Here is a 20,716-nt window from a genome sequence, read left to right as displayed (position 1 = left end):
GAATTTCGAAAATTTGAATTAAAACAAAAAGAAACCTGCATCTAAGTAGATAGGTTTCTCGACAGTCTTAAAGCCTTAAAAATATGTGTTAAAAAGTTATAGTTACACTTGCTTAGCTACATCAGAGATACGCTTGGATATATCCGTGACATTTTGCAGACCGAAATCGAGACTTTTCGCCAAATATTTATTAAAAAAGTCAGGAACAATTCCGGTCATATGATAAAAGAAGGATACTTCAGTTTTCCAATCATTCTCAACCATTTGATGAATGTTCACGAGGCCCTTTTTAGAAACAAGGTCGATAATTGTTTTGATTTTGGTTGGTTTCTGAATTGGAATTAATTCATCGAGTGGTTCAATTTTCAAATAACCTTTTCGATGTAAAGCTGCATAGAAGTTCCGATGATCTTTTGGTTTAAGATTTCCCAAATGAGCCGCCCTGTATCCCAATACTTGCAGCGAAGTTTTCCATTTCTTTTTCAAATCCAAGTAATTATCTGGATTTGTGATATGGACCACATTTTTCATGTCAAGTGTAAATTCGTCTTCAGGTAATAAGAATGCTCCCGCAAACATGTTCGCTTCATTCTCAATAATTTTGTGTTCTTTTCGATCTAAATTAGCAAATTCAAGGCGATAATGAAGCAGTAGATGCCCCAGTTCATGTGCTATATCAAAGTTTCTCCGAACGGCTGATCGCTTCATATTCCCTAATATGATATAAGGTCGATCGTCTCGAGTCCAGAGACTATAAGCATCAATCTCCTCACCCATTGCCTTCTCAAAGGCGAATACTCCACTTTTTTCGACTAGAAACATAAGATCGTCGTTTGTATCTTGCGCTAGATCCAGTCTTTTTCGTGCCAAATGAGCAACTTTATCGATTTGAGTTGATCTATCGTCATCTGAATGGTTCAGATATTCGATAACTTCATCCCTTAAACTGATAATTTTGAGGGTAGGAAGGCTAACTCTAGCTGTGATATAGTTAATAAAAGCATCTAAATATTCAACATGCTTCGCTTCCGCCTGCGTCTTCGAGATAACATTCAAAACTTTTGAACGATAAGCAATGTTCATTACGTTTACGTTGGCAGGTGTCATATTCCGTGCAAGCATGTCTTTAGTATAAAAGTATTTACTTTTCACGTTAAAAATCCGCTTTAACTCATTCACGATTTGCATTTTAGGAGATGTATAAGCATTCTCGTACTGCCAAACTGCTTGTTCTGTAACACCTAACATTTCGGAGAGCTGTTTTCTTGAATATCCATGCATGATCCGTAGATTGGTCAAATTTTCACCTATGAACATGCTGCTCCCTCCTTATTTGACTAGCCTGTCTTTTTTGTCTAGTTGTGTTGCTCCTCTTCCAAGATCCCAATATCGAAAGCTGCTGGATCCATAATATCCTCATTCATTTCTGGTGCGACTACTTCGCGATCTTCTTCCGTTAAATCAGCTCCAGAAATAAGACTTGTGAGGTCTTCTATTAGGTAAGCAATATTATCATCGGGATTAGGCAAATAATGCATTATTTCAGATATCTGATATGCCTCATCAAGTGCATATGTGAGTATATGGAACTCACTATAGGATGATTTAAAGCTTTCGAGTTCATCTTTTACCTGACTCTCTAAAATTAGAAAAGAAAGTTGTTCAGGTACTCCCCCTATTTTCGAGGATTGCTGACTAGGAGAAAATAATAAATCTTTGTTAATTTTTGAAAGCTCATGAAGATAGGTACGACGTGAACCTTTCCCACCGTAATTACTAGGTAGCTTTGCCTGTGAAAAACATTTCTCATTGAAATAAGCCGCGTTCTTAATAAGAAAAAGAATTTTAGAGTCTCCATGGATAAATTGAAGATAGTCCCACGTTAATCCAGCTTTCGATTTTTTATATGTAAAACCGTAATCAACGCATTCTTCTGCGATCTTACTTTCGATAAAGTTACCCTTGGTCCAGGCAAAAGCTGAACTGATCTTCATTTTTGCTTTTCGATCTTTACGATGCTCAATATAATCGCGATATCCATCTACGATAGCATCAACAATCATTTTGTTGTGTTCGGAATTAAATTTGAATTTATCCATATCCATCGCTCCGATTCATAGGTATGAAGAATACCTATATTTTAATCGAAATTCGGACTTAAGGAAATGATTTTTTTTGTTTTTTTTAAAGTTGGACTGTATATTGAATAAAGCCTTTATAGTCATTTAGGTTTTAAAATGATGTTGCCTCTAAATTATTCTCATTCTTCCCGCAGATCATCCGCCTGTTGACGAGAGTTGGACACATTAACGCTAGTTAGTTAGCAACTAGAATGTTTCTTGTGTAATTACCACATGTTTGCAACTTATGTCCTGTAATTGTGATCAATATGTGAACTGGGCATACTTCTCATTCCCAAATCCATACTGAATATATCTGTTGGTAATGGAGGCGGGAATTGTGGATAAAAGGATGAATCTGCTTATGTTCAGCGGCGATTATGATAAGGCAATGGCTGGACTGATTCTGGCAAATACAGCTCGGGAGCTGGATGTGGATGTGACGATGTTTTTTGCGTTCTGGGGACTATTTCTGGTTCGTGACCCTGATAAGATGACGTTTGAGGACAAGACCATTTATGAAAAAATCATGGGCTGGATGACTCCAAAAGGACCTGAAGAGCTGCCATTGTCCAAAATGAATTTTAGTGGCCTTGGCAAGCTGATGCTGACAGAAATGATCGAAGATAACGAAGCCCCGAAGCTCATTCATTTTCTGAAAGGAGCCCGAAAGAAAAATGTAAAATTTTATGCCTGTAAGCTATCGGTCGATATTATGGGTTTTAAACCGGAAGAATTTATACCTGAACTAGAAATTATCGAGGCCAAAACGTATCTAAAAGATGCGCTCGAATCCGATATGCAGTTGTTTATATAAGATAGACCTACTGCCTTATCCCGCTTTTGGATGAGGCTTTTATTGTGACTAAATGATGACACTCGCCTATTTTTTTTAACCCATTCGGGCCTACCTACGTACCCTAAGAAGACAGAACGACTTGGAGGCGCCGTATGCTCATGGCTCGAATTGGAAGCAGTAATTGTAGGTATCAGCCTTCTAACGAGGCTTATTTCCAAAGGTATCGTGAAAGTACAATCGGATATCACCAGACCTTTGAATCTCCATACGGGCAAAAAAAGCTGATTTATGCGGATTGGGCAGCCAGCGGCCGTCTGTATGGACCCATCGAGTCGAAAATAGCAAATGAATTAGGCCCTTTCGTGGCGAACACGCATACGGAGTCTAATTTGACAGGAACTCTGATGACCCAAGCCTATGAAGAAGCGAAACAAATCATTAAAAACCACGTTCATGCCAATGAACATGATATCATCCTGTTCGCCGGGTCTGGTATGACAGGTGCAGTGAATAAGCTTCAGCGACTGTTAGGATTGAAAATACATGAAAAATTAAAGCCCCTCTACCCCATCGCCGAAAAAGAACGCCCTATTATTTTCGTTACACATATGGAGCATCATTCCAATCATATTTCCTGGGCGGAAACCATTGGAGACGTTGTGTGTCTTCCTCCGGGTCCCGGCGGAATGGTCGATCCAACTCATCTCGAACGACTGCTGCTTCAATTCCGGCATCGCCCTATCAAAATCGGCGCCTTTACCGCTTGCTCCAATGTTACAGGGTTCGAAGTGCCGATTTACCAGCTAGCCCGCAAAATGCACGAACATGGTGGCGTTTGTTTTATTGATTTTTCGGCAAGCGCACCTTACGCCGAGATCAACATGCACCCCACAGATCCGCTTGAGAAACTGGACGGGATTGTATTTTCACCCCACAAATTTCTTGGGGGTCCCGGTACAAGCGGCGTTTTAATTATGGATTCGAGGCTGTGCCTCCATTGTGCTCCAGATCAGCCCGGAGGGGGCACAGTTAGCTGGACCAATCCTTGGGGTGGATACGAGTATAAAGATAATATTGAGGCCCGTGAGGATGGAGGGACGCCTGCCTTTCTACAGGCCGTTCGAACCGCGCTCTGCATTCGGCTGAAGGAACAAATGGGACAGAAGCGCTTGTTGGAGCGCAAAAAGGAACTGACATCATTATTACTAAAGAGCTTGAGTACCATACCAGGGCTACACATTTTAGGAGGAAGCAGCCAAGAACGAATGGGAATCGTTTCTTTCGTTGTCGGCCCTATTCACTATAACCTGATTGTAAAACTATTGAATGATCGGTTTGGCATTCAGGTCCGGGGCGGTTGCTCTTGTGCAGGCCCCTACGGACATTATTTGCTGGGCATCGACCCACAAACATCTAAACAAATGACAGACCTGATCCATGCGGGAGACTTATCTCGAAAACCCGGCTGGGTGCGTCTGTCGCTCCATCCCATGATGACGAATCAGGAAGTCTCCTATATCGCCTCTTCCATACGGGCAATCGTGGAAAACATCACGACCTGGCAAAAAGATTATACCTATCAACCAGAATCAAACGAGTGGCAATCTATGAATGAACATCACAAAATAGACATCAGCAAATGGTTTAATTTTAGTGATTAAGAGACTCCTGTCCGTTCCCTTCCTTCAAAACTCTCATAGAATATTCTGTAGGATTAATATATGAGGAAAGAAGTGACGACAATGGGTCTCAATTTTCGCAACAGTACTAATGCGGCTATCTATATTGCTTACGCTTATCCGAACTTCAACTGTAGTCCTATCAACTATGCCAAGATTGGCTGGTATCGTGTAGATCCTGGGCAGACAAGAGAAGTTTGGAGTGGATATGCCGGAGGCAATACGTTCTATTACTATGCCGAAAGTAGCTTTGGACGCACATGGTCAGGTTCTTATTTTACCCAGCTCCCTAGCCAGGCCTTCCATTGGTGTTGGAACGTAGGATGTACGACCTGTAGGAATTTAGGTATGCGGCGGATTCCTGTCAGTCCAATCTACGCAAGTTACACCATCAACCTGGTTAGCAGCGCTAGCCAAAGCGCACCTCAATCCGGGAATATCCGCATAGCCTTGCCTTCCAAACAAAGCACAGAAGGATCCTTAGTCGTAAGAATACCTAGAACGGCTAAAAAATTGAAACAGGGAAAACCTCTGTCATCCAACCGTGTTGCAGTACCTACAAGACTGAGAAAGAATTGATGTAGAATTCCTAATTCGCAACATTGCATGAGATCTAAAGCAGTCATATTTTTTATTAAAAGGAGCGACCTCACCCCCATGGCCTGCTCCTTTCTCTTTTATCTATGAGGTAACCCGCTTATTTACTCTCGGATTCCCACTTGGATATCTCTTCACGCACCCGTGGTGCTACCTCTGTTCCCAATAGCTCAATAGCTCTCATGACATCATCATGCGGCATCGTCCCGACGGGTACGTGGAGCAGAAAACGTGTAATGCCTACCTGTTTACGCAGATGGATGATTTTCTTGGCAACCGTGTCGGAATCGCCTACATACAACGCTCCTTCAAAGCTGCGTGCGGCATCGAAGCTGGAGCGAGTGTAAGGACCCCAACCCCGTTCACGCCCAAGCACATTCATGCTCTGCTGGGTGGAAGGGAAGAACTTATCCGCTGCCAGCTCAGTCGTCTCTGCGATAAAACCATGTGAGTGTGATGCAACCGGAAGCAGCGATGCATCATGACCGGCATGCCTAGCGGCTTTTTTATACAGTTCCACCAACGGGGCAAACTGTACAGGACTACCCCCAATAATCGCCAGGACTAACGGCAATCCGAGCAAGCCTGCACGAACCACAGATTCCTGATTACCCCCACTCCCAATCCATACGGGCAACGGATTTTGAACTGGACGCGGATACACGCCCAAATTGTTGATTGCCGGCCGATGTCCGCCTTTCCAGGTAACTTTCTCGGATTCCCGTATTTTCAATAACAGCTCCAGCTTTTCATCGAATAACTCATCGTAGTTATCCAAATCATACCCAAATAACGGGAACGATTCGATAAAAGAACCCCGGCCTGCCATAATCTCAGCTCGTCCATTCGAAATGCTGTCCAGTGTAGCAAAATCCTGAAACACACGTACAGGATCATCCGATGAAAGCACCGTAACTGCACTGGTTAACCGAATTCGTTGGGTCTGCGCAGCAGCAGCAGCGAGGATAACAGCCGGAGCAGATGCTGCATAATCTTTACGATGATGCTCCCCCACGCCGTACACATCCAGCCCTACCTGATCTGCAAGCACAATCTCCTCGACAACTTCACGTATTCGTTGTGCATGACTGATGACCTCACCCGTTTGGGGATCCGGCGTTGTTTCTACAAACGTGCTTATCCCTATCTCCACTTGTTCTACCCCCTATTTTCATGCCCTATTCTCATACGGCTGCTTTCAAAGCCAATCATTTTAAAAACCGATATCTTTATATTGAACCTTTTTCGCATCTTTTTCAAGCTCTCTTTTTCTGAGTCTGAAAACCAGTCAAGGGAAGTGTCTAGATTCGCCGCAGGAAAAGAAGTCTCTTTGTCGAATATTGTATGGAATAAAGAAGATTCCCATCCCACAACATGAATACAACAAGGAGGCACATACATTTATGGCTTTTGTCATTAACAATTTAAAGGATAACAGCAATGTTGCCATCACTGACCAATTAGGCGGATTTACGGTACTGGAATACATAACAGATTTGAGTTCCACCTCGGTGGAGGCTGCAAAAAACAATTACTATATGAGCAAAAGTAACATGCGCCGCAAACAACTCATGATCGAAATCAATAATAGTGAGATTATGATGAAGGCGGGAGCCATGCAATATACTGTGGGTAGCATGGAAATGACTACCGGTGTAAAAGGCGTTGGAGGCTTAATGCGAAACTTGGTGTCCGGTGCTGTAACCGGGACAGGTGCCATTAAACCACACTATAAAGGCACGGGTACCATCATGCTGGAGCCTACCTACCAATATATTTGGCTTATTGATGTGGACAATGATGATATTGCCATCGAAGACGGCTTGTTTTTGGCTTGTGACACGACGCTAGACATATCCGTCGTTGCACGTAGTAATCTTTCCTCTGCTGCACTGGGCGGAGAAGGGTTATTTAATTTAAGCGCCCGCGGAAAAGGAGTGCTGGCACTTCAAGCGCCGATCCCTTCCGAAGAAGCGGTCGTTATAGAATTGCAAAATGATGTGCTGAAGGTGGATGGTAACTTCGCCCTCATGTGGTCCAATACCTTACAGTTCACCGTCGAAAAATCCGGGAAAACCAAAATGGGCTCGGCTGCTTCCGGCGAAGGGCTGGTAAATGTGTACAGGGGAACAGGAACCGTATGGTTAGCACCATTATAAACATAAGAAAGGAGAAGCCCCGGCTTCTCCTTTCTTACATTTTAATTCTTTTTTACAAACTCCGATTTTAGCTTCATTGCTCCAAAACCATCAATTTTGCAGTCAATATCATGATCGCCATCCACCAGACGGATGTTTTTTACTTTGGTCCCGATTTTCAAGACGGATGAGCTTCCCTTCACTTTAAGGTCTTTAATGACCGTTACAGAGTCACCATCCTGCAGGATGTTACCATTCGCATCTTTGACGACCTTTACGTCTTCACTGCTTGCTTCTGACTCGGTAGACCAGTCATGAGCGCATTCCGGGCAAATGAAAAGACTGCGATCCTCATAAGTGTACTCTGAATTACATTCAGGACAATTTGGTAAATTAGACATGGTATTATGTACTCCATTCATTTTCAAATTCTACTGCTATGCTAAGCTTCCTGGATAGACCAAGCCTGCTCCAAGTCTCCCTTGGAGTTCCCTACAAGTATATTGGATAAACAGTCACGATTCCACTCATGGATGAAATTAATTTGAGTTTTGTACCGATACGTAAGCGCCCTGCCTCTGAAAATACCCAGAGGGTGAACATGTAACTAAAACGGATGCTGGCCTCTCTAGGCAGCATCCGTTTTAGACATAAGCAGTATCATATGTTGAAATTGTACTCTATGGCACGTTTATTATGCTTGGGTTTGCTTGATCAGTTCACTCATTCCTTGGCTAAGCGGCGTAAGGGGGCGTTTCAACAGCTTCTCGAAATCGTTGCTTACGACATCCAGGGCTCCTTCACGAATCGCTTGTTGAATACCGACCACAATAGGGATTGCACCTTCCGGGACTCCCGCACCGAGCATAACCTCGGCATACGTAGCATCATCCACCTGCTGTACAGGAACGTCTTTGCCCAGAACCTCAGCCAGTATCGCTACAAACTCTTCTTGGGTAATCGGCTTACCGGAGAGCTCGTATATTGTATTCTCATGCCCTTCGCCAGACAAAACGGTTGCAGCTGCTTGCGCATAATCTGCGCGGGTAGCCCAACCTACTTTACCGGACCCTGCCGAGGTTAGCCAAGGAGCCCCCGCGAGTACGGATTGGATCGTGCCTGCCTCATTTTCCAGATACCAATTATTACGCAGGAAGGAGTAAGGAATGCCTGACTCACGAATGAACTCCTCCGTGATGCGATGTACGGGTGCAAGGAATAGAGTGCTGTCAGCGGCATTGGCAGCGCTAGTATAGGCGATGAAGCCTACTCCAGCACGTACAGCAGCATCAACAGCCGCTTTATGCTGACGGATTCTAGTATCATTATCCCCGTCTGCGGATATAATCAGCAACCGGTCTACTCCAGCAAACGCCTGATCCAGCGTCTCCGGTTTATCAAAGTCGCCATGACGAACGTCGACGCCACGAGACCTTAAGTTCTCTGCTTTTTCTGGATTTCTCACGCTAACAATAAGATCGTTTGCGGAGACAAATGTAAGCAACGTATCTACCACGATGGAACCCAGTTGCCCCGTTGCTCCTGTTAATGCGATTTTCATATGAAATCCTCCATTCAGATTTTATTTACTTTTATATAGTAACTAAAAATATAACACATGTCTAATCTAGAGTCTAAAGGTCTGCTTTTCGGGTAAGAGTGGGTAACCCAAACTTTCCCCAGAGAAAGGAACCTGTATATGAAGAAAGCTATGATCATTGTAAATCCCTCTTCTGGCAAAGAGGAATCCCTCCAACATGTCAGAAGCGTAGAAGAAATTCTACGTGATCAAGGATACGTTGTTACGGTTAAAGAGACGGCAAAGGAACTGGACGCCACCCGTTTTTGCGTTAATGCGTGTGAGGAAGCTTGTGACCTAGTCGTTTCCATCGGTGGGGATGGCACACTTCACGAAACCATCAACGGCTTCATTGATCAAGACCATCGTCCACGACTGGGTGTCATCCCCCTTGGGACAGTCAATGATTTTGCCCGTGCCCTACAAATTCCGCTAAGTCCTGAGCTGGCAATCCGTACACTGACTTCTACCCGCGTGAAAAACGTAGATATGGGCCTCTTAAACGGCCGAATGTTTGCCAATGTGGTTGCCACAGGTTCGCTTGCTGAATCGCTATCAGCTGTATCATCAGACGATAAATCCATGTTTGGCACGTTTGCCTACTTCAAAGAAGGCATGAAAGAGCTTATCAGCCATCCTGCCCACTCACTTATCGTCCGCTATGGTGACAAGACCTGGGAAGGAAAATCTCCACTCTTTTTGGCCACTTTAACCAATTCAGTTGGCGGATTCGAGAAACTGGCACCCGATGCGGCTGTTGATGATGGTCTACTTCACTGCTTTATTTTCAAAAACCTCAATATATTGAACACCGTGACGGCCAGCATATCCTTATTTTTAGGCAACCTGAAGGATCATAGTGATATCGTTTACTTTACCGCAAAGCATGTAAGTGTCAGCTCCGCAGAACCGGTCAGTACGAATGTAGATGGTGAGGAAGGGCCGTCTTTGCCTATCGAGCTTGGTATTTTACCGCGTCATATCGAGGTAATTGTGCCGGAAGACGTTTAAGTGATGCGGTGCTGGTCCTCAAGCTTGAGGATCATACTCGCTCAATTTCCCCTCGTAGATCAAATGGAATCGATCACTTTGACGAAAATCATCTGGCGTAACAAGAGCGGGCAGTTTGTTCCATATTTTTATGCCGGATCGCTGTAAAATTTCCGCGACGAATTGGGAACAAAAATAGGAATTGCTGAACTCGACTGGTTCTTTGAGTGCAATACCAATCAAACCCAGTAAGTTATACATATATTTTTGACGACTTCGGATAAATACATGTAAAACTCGCTTCATTTTTTCAACTTCACGGTCGGTTACTTGAAGCTCGTAGATAACGCATGTCGTATTCGGAAATCTGCTGTATGTACCTGTCTTAATATCCTCTTTCACGAAACCACCATCCAGAGGGTTATTCGGGGTCTTTCTCCCGAAGCTGTATAACTCCGAAAGTTCCCGGTTGAAGGAAATGGAGGCGTGATTGTATGGCGCTCTCGTATAGCTTTTAATGACTCTCGTAAGAAACGTTCCCGTATTCGTAAGCAAGATAAAGACAGATTGATCTGCTACCATTTACGAAATTTCCCCTTATCAAGTTTGAATTATTCCTTCATAATAACATAGGAACCCTAATGGAACCCTATTTCGCGATAAGTTGGTGAGTGGTAATGGATAGTTCGCTATTAACGTTAATCCTTATTTTTACAGCCTTATTGGTCATCCATCTGATTTACATAGTAGTAGTCAAAACACAGCCAGACAAAGACTATGCAGCTATTGGGCTTCGCATCAAGACATGGTGGGGCATGTTCTTTATCTTTTGCTTGGCAACTCTTTTCAATCCGATCGTGTCACTGCTTTCCTTGATGGCACTCACCTTTTTTGCGCTAAAAGAATACTTTTCCATGATTAGATCCAGAAAAGCTGATCGCAGATTGTTTCTATGGGCATACTTGGCGATTCCCGTACAATTTTATTGGATTTATATCGGGTGGTACGGAATGTTTATTGTCTTTATCCCTATCTATGTATTCTTGCTGCTACCGCTCCCGCGATTGATCAACAAAGGAACGGTTGGTTTTTTGCGCAGTGTCAGCTCGACCCAATGGGGGCTCATGCTGATGGTTTTCGGGTTGAGTCATCTGGCCTATTTCCAGTTTGCTACGCCGCAATACGGAGCGAAACTTGTACTTTTTCTAGTGGTACTGACGCAGCTCAATGATGTCGTACACTATCTAGCATCACTCTATTTCGGAAAGCGGAAAATCGTCCCGACATCCAATCCCAATATAACTTGGGAAGGCTTTGCATTCGCTTTTCCCGTAACTATAGCGGCCTCCTATTTCATCTATCCCTACCTGACGCCGTTTGACCTGAAATTTGGAATTATTTTTGGCATGCTGATCAGCTTGAGCGGTTTCTTCGGCAGCTTAACGGTTTCCGTGCTGAAGCGGGATTTATTAATCGGCGATGATGATAAGTTCGATGCTTTGAAAAAAAGCTACTTAAGCCGGGTGGATAGTTTGACCTACACCTCGCCCGTCTTTTTCCACGTAATTCGTTATTTTTTTGACTTTATGTAGCGATTACCTCCGCAATACTCCGCTTCTCATCGGTTTCATTTTGGTTAGCCGGGGTAAGTACTACCGTATCGTAAGCAGTCCTTATCCTAGAAAACGATCTTGAGGAGGCGTTAGAAATGGCAGAGCACAATCATGTTGTGAATAAGGAAGGCGAAGTGGCCTTGAACAAGGTAGATGACGTATTAAATCGGATAGACGACAGCAAAAAGGATGACATTCTGAACAACTTTGACTCATTCAAAAGTTATTTGAGCGACAAGATTGAAATGGCTCAAAATATTGGTTTGAATGAAGAATTGATCGCAAAAGCAGCTGAGAAGATAGCTGGATATCTGGCAGCCAAAGAAGAACCTCGAAACAGCGAGGAGAAGCTCCTCCAGGAGCTGTGGAAAGCGGGAGACAAAGAGCAACAACATGCGCTTGCCCATATGCTAGTACGCATGGCACAATCCTCGTAAGAATACATGCTTTAGGAAAGAGAGGCTCCCGGCTGAAACTTCGGGAGCCTCTCTTCTTTAATTCAAGTTCTTATCGCATTGAATTAATGCACCTGATCCAGCAATTTATATGCTTCTTCCTTCGTTTTAACCGCCAGGAGCGCTTCTCTGAAATGATCATCCATCAGCTTACGCGATAACATTTGCAGTACTTTCAGATGCGCATTTTCCTTGCTGTTGCGCGGTACGGCAATCATGAAGATCAGTTTTGCTTCACTTCCGTCTGCACTATTCCAGTCAACACCGCCCTGCTTGATGCCGAAGACCACGCTTGGCTTCAGGACAGCTTCCGATTTGCCATGAGGAATGGCAATATTCATTCCAATGCCTGTGGAGCCTTCTTCCTCTCTGGCTAATATCGCCTGTTTGAAATCACTGGCAGAACTTACGGCTCCAGTTCTCTCAAGTACTCCGATCATTTCATCAACCACAGCATCTCGTGTCGTTCCTTCCAGATCCAAATTAATCAGATCCATCGTTACAATATCCGTCAGTTTCTCAATGTGAATGGCTTGTGGAGAAACGGCTGGCCCATTATTTGTAACAGTTGTTGAAGCAGATGACTCCGTAGCGGCCGTTGTAGTAATCGCAGATTGTCCAGCTTCCCCAGCAACATCTGGAGTTACAGTTGCTGCAATATCTTTTTTTAGCAAGCTCACCAGGACAACCGATACAGCTACGCCGACAATAACGGCGATAAAGAACATAAGCACATGATCTACTGCACCAAGTACAGCTACAATCGGTCCACCGTGAGCTACCTTGTCACCTACATTCCCCAACATCGCAATGACTGAACCGACCATGGATCCTACCATGATACTAGGAATAACACGTAGTGGATCTTGCGCCGCGAATGGAATTGCACCTTCGGTAATACCGAACAAGCCCATTGTGAATGTTGCCTTCCCAGCCTCGCGTTCCGCAGGTGCAAATTTACGTTTGTTGATCATCGCTGCAAGTCCCATCCCAATCGGCGGAATACAAATCGCAACGGCGATTGGCCCCATAATTTCATAATTCCCTTCGCCGATCATGGCCGAACCGAATAAGAAAGCAACTTTGTTCACAGGGCCGCCCATATCAAAGGAGATCATCGCACCTAGAATCAATGCCAGTAGAATTGAACTTGTACCTTGCATACCTGCAAGCCAACCTGTCAAAGCTTCAAACAATTGTGCGACTGGAGCACCAATCACAAAGACAAAGATTAATCCAACAATTAAAGATGCCAATACAGGGATAATAATTATAGGCATGATCGGCTGTAATGCTCGGCCAACCTTGATTTTTCGAATCCCAAGTGCAACATAACCGGCCAGGAAACCAGCGATAATGCCGCCGATAAATCCAGCCCCCGCCTCACTTCCATAAAAGCTGCCGTTCGCAGCAATGAATCCGCCAATCATACCCGGTGCAAGCCCCGGTCTATCTGCAATGCTCATCGCGATAAATCCGGCGAGGATCGGTATCATAAAGGTAAACGAAGCCGAACCGATATCCTGAACCGTCTTCCAGAATGAACCGTCCGGTATAACCAGACCGCCTGGTGTCTTCTCACCGCCAATCGTCAACGCAATGGCAATGAGCAATCCCCCAATGACGATGAAGGGTACCATATAGGATACACCGTTCATCAAGTGGCGGTAGATGGGATTTTGTTTCGGTTTGTTCTCCTGTGAGCTACCTTCGGCAGAACGTGACTCTGCTTGGTACACAGGTACATTACCCTTCATCACCCGCTGGATCAATTCTTCTGGACGGCGAATGCCATCCTGTACGCCAACGACCAGCAGTTTCTTACCGACGAAGCGGTCTTTAACCACCGTTTTATCCGCTGCAATAATAATGCCGTCTGCCTCACGGATCTCCTGCTCGGTCAGTTGATTTTCGACTCCAATGGAGCCTTGTGTCTCGACCTTCATCTCGACGCCCAGCTTTGCTGCTGCCTTTTGCAGATTCTCAGCTGCCATATACGTATGTGCAATTCCGTTAGGACATGAGGTAATCGCCAATATCTTCATAGTCATTCCCCTTCTCTCTGTTGTTTCCGCTTACATTGATAGTATAAACGCCTATCTTGCTGTTATCGGACGAACTTTTTACCGGAACTTTCGGAAAAAAGGAATTATACCGGCAAAAAACAGGACTTATCTATAAGTCCTCAGAGTGTCGAGAAAGTCCAGAGGACTTTTCGACAATTCTATTTTTATATGGGGAGACGCATCTTTTAAAACAAAAATCGATTTAAAACGATCTGAGGACCCTAGTTTTTAGACCACTAAGACAGTTTTAAACCCCCTGCAAAAAAACAGGGGGTTTCTCGACAGCCTGAGGACTTATCTATAAGTCCTGTTCCAGAGCACAGCTTTTTAGTTTATCCCTTCATTCTCCCTAATAATCTCATCGCATCGGTCTCCTTAGATAAGGCATGAACCAAAGCAGGCTGCTCACTGATCAGGGACAATTCCTTAAATAACTGGCGCATTTCTTCCCGCCCATCCTGTTTGACCGCAAGCAAGAACACAAGCTCTACTTTCTCGGTTCCCCAGGTAAGCGGCTGCTTCAAGGTAGCGATTACAATGGAGGACTGCCTTATCCACTCAGAACCGCCATGCGGGATGGCTATGCCTCCCCCAATCGTCGTGGCCGACATTTTTTCTCGCGCTAGTACGCTGTCCACATAACCAGGCTCCACATATCCTTTGTCCTCCAGTATTTGCGCCAGCTTGGAGATCAATTGTTCCGGATGCTGCACTTCCTGCTGGGGAAAGACCAAAAAAGGTGTTGTATATTTAAAAAACACCGATTCTTCTGCTGCCCTATGTTCCGGCTCATCCAGTCGTCGGATCACTTGCTCCAGTCGACGTTCGTCCTTGGCATCCAGCAAGGGAGAGACGAGAATGTGCGGAATGTTCATCTCTGGGAGATCTACAGTGGTAATGACGAGATCCACCTCCTGGGCTGCCAGATAGTCCTGGACTTCTGCTTTGGAAAGGGTTGTCTCCACATGTACAGCCGGAAATTTACGTTCCACCTTGGTGCGTAGCAGTTGGGACATACCGATGCCCATGTGACACACGATGATGGCTCTCTGGGGATGACTCTCTTTCTGGTGCAATCGCTCCACAGAAGCCTGAAAATGCAGCGTTAAATACGCCGCTTCCTCCTCGGGGAAGGATAGCCGGGTCCATTTCCCCACCTCTTCCAGTGTAATAATAACTCGGTCGAACATGTAGGGGTACATCTTCTTGATCTCGGCCAGCATAGGGTTGGACACGGTCAATCCATATTGAAGACGGTTCAGGGTCGTATATAAATGGACATTCAACCCTTTCAGTAACATCTTGTCTTTAGAAAAGGCAATCATATTCAGCTCGGACATCCGCCGAACTAACTGCTCAATCAACTCAGGCAAAAGCGGGTGGCTATCTGCCAGCTCACCTTGTTTTCCTGTTCTTCCCTCCTGCTGGTAACGGAACTTCCCACTAAGCAGGTGCAGAGTTAAATACGCCGTCTCTTCCTTGGAAAAAGGCACAGCAAACAACTTTTGCAACTGCTGCAAAAAAGACGTAGCCCATGTAAATTCGCGTCTCTCCTGCAAAAAGGCAATGTCCTGCTTGGAGAGGGAAATGGGTTGTCCCATCTTGGTTCGTTTGACCATTAAGAGGATATGCAGCATTAGAGCTTCGAAAGCTTCGTCAGTAAAGCTGAGCTCATGGCGTTTTTGAAATGCTTTTAATTCATGATTTATGGTTGTAATCTCGTGCGATTCAAACTGTTTGCGCATCATCTGTCCTGTTAACTCAGGACTGTCAATCAGCTGGTTCATCCGCGCCAAAGCGATGCGCTTATTTTTCTCAGAGCCTAGAATGGTCAAGCCTACGCGCTGCTTGGTAATCAAGGCTAGGTCAAAGCTGTGCAACCAGCCATCGATCTTCTCCATATCTCTACGAATCACCGTCTTGTTCACATAATACTGTGAAGCTAGATCCTGGACGGTCACAGGCTTGGCATTCATCAAGAGCCGATAGGCGAGATGAAGCACCCTTTCCTCATCCGACTCATGTTGGGCTGTACTCTCGTCCGCATACAGTCGATGGAACAATTCATTCTGATCCGCTTCACCCATCTCCAGATAAATGCCGCGTCCCGGCCTTCTCACCAGATTGGCATCAGAATGCTTGATGATATAATCTTCAATTACTTTCAGATCGTTGCGGATCGTCTTTTCAGAGCAGTCGGTCAGATCCGCCAGATCCTGCGCTAACCACAACCGGTCCGGTTCAGTTAACAACATGCGTAAAATTTCCATTTGCCTTTTATTCATTCCATTCTCCCATCTTCCAAAATAAAGAATGTCCAGGGCATTTCGAGCTATATTTTTGCTGGTTTTGTGTTGACTTTAAGTATACTCCAAGTAGTACATTTAAAGCATGGTGGCCGCCAAATTCAAGAATAATGAAAAGAGGAATCGCTTATGACTATTGGAAAAACAGCTCTTATTACTGGGGCCAACAAAGGCATCGGGTATGAAACAGCCAGACAATTGGGGGGGATGGGTCTTACAATCCTGATTGGCTCACGAAATGAGCAGAGCGGCCGGGAAGCGGTGGCTAAGTTGGCTAATGAGGGAGTAGAAGCCCGATTGATTTTGTTAGACGTGACGAATCAAAGTACGATTGATTCCGCAGTCCAACAGATCAAACAAGAATTCGGTTCCCTTGATGTACTCATCAACAATGCCGGCGTATCTCGGGGAGGAGCCACTCCTCCAAGTCAGTTCTCTTTGGACGATTTAAGAGAAACGTATGAAACAAACTTGTTCGGTTTGGTCGCCGTAACGCAAGCCATGCTACCTTTATTGCAAGAATCTCCATGCGGTAGAATCGTTAACTTGTCGAGTGGTCTTGGTTCGTTAACCTATAATAGCGATCCTGAGCATGAGCATGCCCAATTTAATTTGCTTGCCTACAATAGCAGCAAAGCAGCGGTTAATATGTTCACCGTCACCCTTGCCAAAGAATTCAAAGACTCACCTCTCAAAATTAATTCGGCTGACCCTGGCTTTACCGCCACTGACTTAAATGGCTTTACAGGACCGGGCTCGGTACAGCAAGCTGCTGCTGTCGTTGTTCGTTTAGCCACTTTAAATAATGACGGGCCGACAGGAGGATTTTTCGACGCCAACGGAGAAGTACCTTGGTAACTGCTACTAAGGAGCTGAATACTTTGCAAGAAATTCCGGAGACGATAACCTCTATTAGCCAAGCCGCAGAACTAACAGGTTTAACAGAAGATACCATACGCTATTATGAGCGAATTGGCTTGCTGCCTTATGCGGAACGAAAGGCTAACGGCCACAGGTTCTACAGTAGAGATCAGATTCTGGGGATTATCTTTTTAACCCGATTAAAAGCCACTGGAATGACTATAGAGGAAATGAAGCATTATCGAGAACTTTCGGAGCAAGGTAACATTACCCTTCCTGACAGATACTCCTTACTTGAAAAACATAATCAGAAGATTCAACAAGAAATTTCCAGACTGATGGAAACTCAAAAAATTATTGAATATAAGCTCAATCACTATCGTGACCTCTCTACCAATCCTGATCTTAGCGATACGAATTGCAACCCTATAACACCCAGCACCAATCCCCTTTTTTAAGGGGTTTTTTTATTTCCAGCGGGAGATTGATGGAGCTCCCTTAATTCCCTATAATCCAAATATAGCATGAATTTCTAGGGGGAATAACGATGATCACCTATATGAGATGCAACGACGTCAGCATGGAACACATTTTCCAAGCATTTTCGCTTGGGTTCTCGGATTATTCCATTCGCCTGACCACGGATCAGGACGATTTCGCAGCACGTTTTTTTGGTCCAGAGGGTAATACACGGAATCACTCTTTCCTTGCCATGGATGAGGATCAACCGATCGGCTTAATTCTCGGCGGTGTCCGGCAGTTCGACGGGTACAAGACCATGCGTTGCGGCACGCTATGCATCGCTCCGGCTTACCGCGGTCAGGGGATTAGCAACAAGTTGCTGGAATTACATAAACAAACAGCCATCTCCGCGGGTTGCCAGCAGCTATGGCTCGAAGTCATCAAGGATAATCATCGGGCCGTCAAATTATATGAAAAGCAAGGCTATCAGCCACGCTATACGCTGAAATACTACAACGGCACTCTGCCCTCCGCGCCACCCGCTGCCCTCTCATCTTCGTATATTCTTAAGGAAGTTACATTTGATGACATCGCAGCTTTTCGAAAGACCCTTATCGACTGCCACATCCATTGGCAAAGTGACACACCTTATTACGCCACCAGTACACAGGAAGCTTTTCTCGGCATCTACGAAGTAAATCAAACGTGCCTCGGCATGGTGAGCATGAGTGCTAAGGGTAAAATCAACTTTCTTTGGGTCGATCCTAAGCATCGCAACCAAGGATTAGGATGCGCCCTCCTTCATAGAGCAGCAGAGATCCAAAAAGATTGAGAAGGTGAACATCTGTCTGTCTGACAATGATTCTCTTGAAGGCTTTATCCAAAAAATAGGTCTCTTGAAAGACCCCATTGAGCAATATGAAATGGGTATGCCGCTGAAGGTCGATCATGTTGTACAATGATCAACCTTCTTCCTATCCATGCTCCCCTGCTTGATTCACCTACATCTATCATTTCTGAGAACGATTGATATACACTGATTTGACCAATGCGCACATATAAAGATCATCATATTTTCCTAACGTAAATTCATATTGGGAGAGGAGCCCTTCTTGCCGAAAGCCTGCTTTTTCAAGCAACCGCAAGGATTGTGCATTCTCTGGCTCTACTAGCGCCTGAATGCGGTTCAATGAGAGGGTGTTAAACCCATAGTCGATTACAGCTGCAAGTACCTCCGACATTAGCCCTTGGCCCCAATAGACTCTGGACAATTCATAGCCCATTTCTGCCCGGTGATGACGTTGATCCCAGTTATGAAATCCGCAAGAACCGATGATTTTACCTTCATTTGTTTGAATAGCCCAGCGGATTCCCTGATCTGTCTCAAAAATCTGATCATACCAACTAATCTCATCCAGCGCATCCTGTTCAGACTCAAACGGGCTCAGTCCATAAAACTTCATAACCTGCTCATCTGAAAAGTATTCCAACATGTCCTTGCTGTCCGTCGCTACCATTTTTCGTAATATGAGACGTTCAGTCGTTATAACCGGAAACTCACCTTTCACATTCTCACCTCTTGTTGCCTTATTCGCTTTTGCCAGTTCTTCTTGCATACCCATGCCTCCTGAGTTCAATATTCGCTTATCGTTACTTTCTTCTTCCAAACATATCACACATTCCGCAGGAAACTTCAAGACAGACGTACATTCAGCATGGTCAAAATTATGGGGTAGATCCAAACAGGATGGCGGCGTTATCAAAAACATACGGGAATTCTACTCTGTTTAGACGGTGGGGAGCAACAGTTTTTGATTGTATATTTTTTGTAATCGGGTATATTTGTTTTTTTATTTCTGTCATTCAAATAACGGACAGATGGTTTTTGCCTTTAGCGATTGCAACCCGTTGTATTCTGCTTATTGCTTTCTTCAGCTATTATTTACTTTTGGATGGTTACACAGGCTATACGCTGGGTAAGTTCGTTTTTCGTATTAAGGTGGTTAACGGGGAAGGAAAGCCTCCTGGTTTTCTTAAATCACTCATTCGTACGCTGCTCAGGCTAATCGATACCAATCCATTGCTAATGGGTGGGATACCCGCTGGTATCAGTGTGTTAGTAACTGCATCAAGACAACGAATTGGTGATTTAGCTGCAGGTACATATGTTGTAAAGGTACGGGATTTAGAGCCGATTAGCAAAAAGACAATGAAACGTTCGCTCTTTATATTTTTTACCGCAATGGTGATCTTAGGAGCCTCGTTTGTAAATGCTATTTTTATACTTGCAGACAGTTACGTACCTCCTGAAGTTCCGGTGAGCAAGAAAGAGCAAAGCTATGTAAGTAAAGATGGACGATTTCAAATCACGGCCCCGCTGGACTGGTCAACAGACCCGGACCGTGAAGGAAAGGCAGAGATTGCAATATTCAATCCGTACATCCAAAAGTCCGTTGTGGTACTATCCCACTCAAAAAAGCAATTGGGCAATATAACTCTTCAACAGTACGGTAAGAAAGCTGAAAATAACTTAACCAAAGAGTGGAACCTGTCCAGTGTAGGACCTGTCTCTAACACAACCATTTATGGATATCCTGCCCTTGAGTTCGTGATTAAAGGCAAGAAAGATGTGGACAAATATGTTACCCATGTAGCGATTATTGAGACCGAAAGGTATTACTACCAGGTGCTTGGATATACACCAGCGTCTAAAGATGCCCGTTTAAAGAAAGAACTACACGACATTACCTATAGCTTCCGCGAGGTTCGTCATTAGACAGCGTGGCTGGCAATAAAAAGGATAGACACAAAAAGCAGGTGCTCCTATGAGCCCTGTTTTTTTGCGTACAACTATACTCTTCCTTAGATTACACTGAATACAAAAATATATAATATCGTCTAATGGATTATCATAATACGCTGCAATTTCACATCTATGATAAAATTGACTGACATGTTCGGTAATCCGCCTTATCATATTGTTCAGATGCACAATGAATTGAAAACCCTTTCATTAAGGTGGTCCATTAAAATACGCTATATCACTATAGA

Annotated in this window: 20 protein-coding genes; 11 read left to right on the top strand and 9 right to left on the bottom strand. The window is 44.4% G+C overall.

The window, feature by feature from the left end; genetic code table 11:
• Positions 1 to 102: 102 nt before the first annotated feature.
• A complete protein-coding gene (locus NLX78_RS05475; protein ID WP_254349830.1) occupies positions 103 to 1,317 on the bottom strand; it encodes a spr1629 family repressor/antitoxin in 1,215 nt (404 codons plus the stop codon).
• Between the two features lie 38 nt (positions 1,318 to 1,355).
• Positions 1,356 to 2,099 carry a spr1630 family ClpXP-sensitive toxin gene (locus NLX78_RS05470; protein ID WP_254349829.1) on the bottom strand — a complete coding sequence of 248 codons (744 nt, stop codon included), beginning with the start codon at positions 2,097 to 2,099 and terminating at the stop codon, positions 1,356 to 1,358.
• A 361-nt stretch (positions 2,100 to 2,460) separates the two neighbouring features.
• Between NLX78_RS05470 and NLX78_RS05465 the strand changes: the two genes are divergently transcribed.
• The 3 genes from NLX78_RS05465 (at position 2,461) to NLX78_RS05455 (ending at position 5,177) form a co-directional block, all read left to right on the top strand.
• Complete coding sequence (locus tag NLX78_RS05465; RefSeq protein WP_023991039.1) at positions 2,461 to 2,937, top strand: DsrE/DsrF/DrsH-like family protein; 477 nt, start codon at positions 2,461 to 2,463, stop codon at positions 2,935 to 2,937.
• A gap of 134 nt (positions 2,938 to 3,071) precedes the next feature.
• Positions 3,072 to 4,580, top strand: a complete 1,509-nt coding sequence (locus NLX78_RS05460; protein ID WP_254349828.1) for an aminotransferase class V-fold PLP-dependent enzyme — start codon at positions 3,072 to 3,074, stop codon at positions 4,578 to 4,580.
• Between the two features lie 60 nt (positions 4,581 to 4,640).
• Entirely contained in the window at positions 4,641 to 5,177 is a 537-nt protein-coding gene (locus NLX78_RS05455) for a DUF1036 domain-containing protein (RefSeq protein ID WP_323873388.1), read from the top strand.
• Positions 5,178 to 5,295: 118 nt separating this feature from the next.
• On the opposite strand, the gene NLX78_RS05450 is transcribed toward NLX78_RS05455, so the two are convergent.
• Positions 5,296 to 6,348 carry an LLM class flavin-dependent oxidoreductase gene (locus NLX78_RS05450; protein ID WP_254349827.1) on the bottom strand — a complete coding sequence of 351 codons (1,053 nt, stop codon included), beginning with the start codon at positions 6,346 to 6,348 and terminating at the stop codon, positions 5,296 to 5,298.
• Between the two features lie 250 nt (positions 6,349 to 6,598).
• Here NLX78_RS05450 and NLX78_RS05445 point away from each other — a divergent pair, with 250 nt between their 5' ends.
• Positions 6,599 to 7,354, top strand: coding sequence for an AIM24 family protein (locus NLX78_RS05445; protein WP_068939217.1), 756 nt, complete (start codon positions 6,599 to 6,601; stop codon positions 7,352 to 7,354).
• 41 nt (positions 7,355 to 7,395) lie between these two features.
• Here NLX78_RS05445 and NLX78_RS05440 read toward each other — a convergent pair whose 3' ends face one another.
• Both NLX78_RS05440 and NLX78_RS05435 read right to left on the bottom strand, forming a co-directional pair.
• Entirely contained in the window at positions 7,396 to 7,734 is a 339-nt protein-coding gene (locus NLX78_RS05440; RefSeq protein ID WP_254349826.1) for a zinc ribbon domain-containing protein YjdM, read from the bottom strand.
• Positions 7,735 to 8,027: 293 nt separating this feature from the next.
• Positions 8,028 to 8,894 (bottom strand): SDR family oxidoreductase, encoded by an 867-nt coding sequence (locus tag NLX78_RS05435; RefSeq protein ID WP_254349825.1) that lies wholly within the window; start codon positions 8,892 to 8,894, stop codon positions 8,028 to 8,030.
• Positions 8,895 to 9,032: 138 nt separating this feature from the next.
• On the opposite strand from NLX78_RS05435, the gene NLX78_RS05430 reads away from it, so the two are divergent.
• Positions 9,033 to 9,923: a diacylglycerol/lipid kinase family protein gene (locus tag NLX78_RS05430; RefSeq protein WP_254349824.1), complete on the top strand. Its 891-nt coding sequence runs from the start codon at positions 9,033 to 9,035 to the stop codon at positions 9,921 to 9,923.
• A gap of 18 nt (positions 9,924 to 9,941) precedes the next feature.
• Here NLX78_RS05430 and NLX78_RS05425 read toward each other — a convergent pair whose 3' ends face one another.
• Entirely contained in the window at positions 9,942 to 10,484 is a 543-nt protein-coding gene (locus tag NLX78_RS05425) for a hypothetical protein (protein WP_023991046.1), read from the bottom strand.
• A gap of 95 nt (positions 10,485 to 10,579) precedes the next feature.
• Here NLX78_RS05425 and NLX78_RS05420 point away from each other — a divergent pair, with 95 nt between their 5' ends.
• Both NLX78_RS05420 and NLX78_RS05415 read left to right on the top strand, forming a co-directional pair.
• The gene (locus NLX78_RS05420) at positions 10,580 to 11,494 is read left to right on the top strand and encodes a phosphatidate cytidylyltransferase (RefSeq protein WP_254349823.1); all 915 of its coding nucleotides are present in this window, start codon (positions 10,580 to 10,582) and stop codon (positions 11,492 to 11,494) included.
• A gap of 116 nt (positions 11,495 to 11,610) precedes the next feature.
• Positions 11,611 to 11,952, top strand: a complete 342-nt coding sequence (locus NLX78_RS05415; RefSeq protein ID WP_235306762.1) for a DUF3243 domain-containing protein — start codon at positions 11,611 to 11,613, stop codon at positions 11,950 to 11,952.
• Between the two features lie 83 nt (positions 11,953 to 12,035).
• On the opposite strand, the gene NLX78_RS05410 is transcribed toward NLX78_RS05415, so the two are convergent.
• Together NLX78_RS05410 and NLX78_RS05405 are read right to left on the bottom strand one after the other, a co-directional pair.
• On the bottom strand, positions 12,036 to 14,015 hold the full coding sequence (locus tag NLX78_RS05410) for a PTS fructose transporter subunit IIABC (protein WP_254349947.1): 1,980 nt from the start codon (positions 14,013 to 14,015) through the stop codon (positions 12,036 to 12,038).
• Between the two features lie 353 nt (positions 14,016 to 14,368).
• Complete coding sequence (locus tag NLX78_RS05405; RefSeq protein WP_254349822.1) at positions 14,369 to 16,321, bottom strand: BglG family transcription antiterminator; 1,953 nt, start codon at positions 16,319 to 16,321, stop codon at positions 14,369 to 14,371.
• Between the two features lie 150 nt (positions 16,322 to 16,471).
• Between NLX78_RS05405 and NLX78_RS05400 the strand changes: the two genes are divergently transcribed.
• From NLX78_RS05400 to NLX78_RS05390, 3 genes are all read left to right on the top strand, one after another.
• On the top strand, positions 16,472 to 17,200 hold the full coding sequence (locus NLX78_RS05400) for an SDR family oxidoreductase (RefSeq protein WP_254349821.1): 729 nt from the start codon (positions 16,472 to 16,474) through the stop codon (positions 17,198 to 17,200).
• A gap of 23 nt (positions 17,201 to 17,223) precedes the next feature.
• Positions 17,224 to 17,661 carry a MerR family transcriptional regulator gene (locus NLX78_RS05395; RefSeq protein WP_254349820.1) on the top strand — a complete coding sequence of 146 codons (438 nt, stop codon included), beginning with the start codon at positions 17,224 to 17,226 and terminating at the stop codon, positions 17,659 to 17,661.
• Positions 17,662 to 17,750: 89 nt separating this feature from the next.
• Complete coding sequence (locus NLX78_RS05390; RefSeq protein WP_254349819.1) at positions 17,751 to 18,497, top strand: GNAT family N-acetyltransferase; 747 nt, start codon at positions 17,751 to 17,753, stop codon at positions 18,495 to 18,497.
• Between the two features lie 178 nt (positions 18,498 to 18,675).
• On the opposite strand, the gene NLX78_RS05385 is transcribed toward NLX78_RS05390, so the two are convergent.
• A complete protein-coding gene (locus tag NLX78_RS05385; RefSeq protein WP_254349946.1) occupies positions 18,676 to 19,233 on the bottom strand; it encodes a GNAT family N-acetyltransferase in 558 nt (185 codons plus the stop codon).
• Positions 19,234 to 19,412: 179 nt separating this feature from the next.
• Between NLX78_RS05385 and NLX78_RS05380 the strand changes: the two genes are divergently transcribed.
• On the top strand, positions 19,413 to 20,441 hold the full coding sequence (locus NLX78_RS05380; RefSeq protein ID WP_254349818.1) for an RDD family protein: 1,029 nt from the start codon (positions 19,413 to 19,415) through the stop codon (positions 20,439 to 20,441).
• Positions 20,442 to 20,716: the final 275 nt, after the last annotated feature.

This window comes from Paenibacillus sp. Lou8.1, from assembly GCF_024213565.1.
GTDB classification, from domain to species: domain Bacteria; phylum Bacillota; class Bacilli; order Paenibacillales; family Paenibacillaceae; genus Paenibacillus; species Paenibacillus polymyxa_B.
Note: the sequence above shows the minus strand (reverse complement) of the source record. Positions and strands in the feature narration are given on the sequence as shown.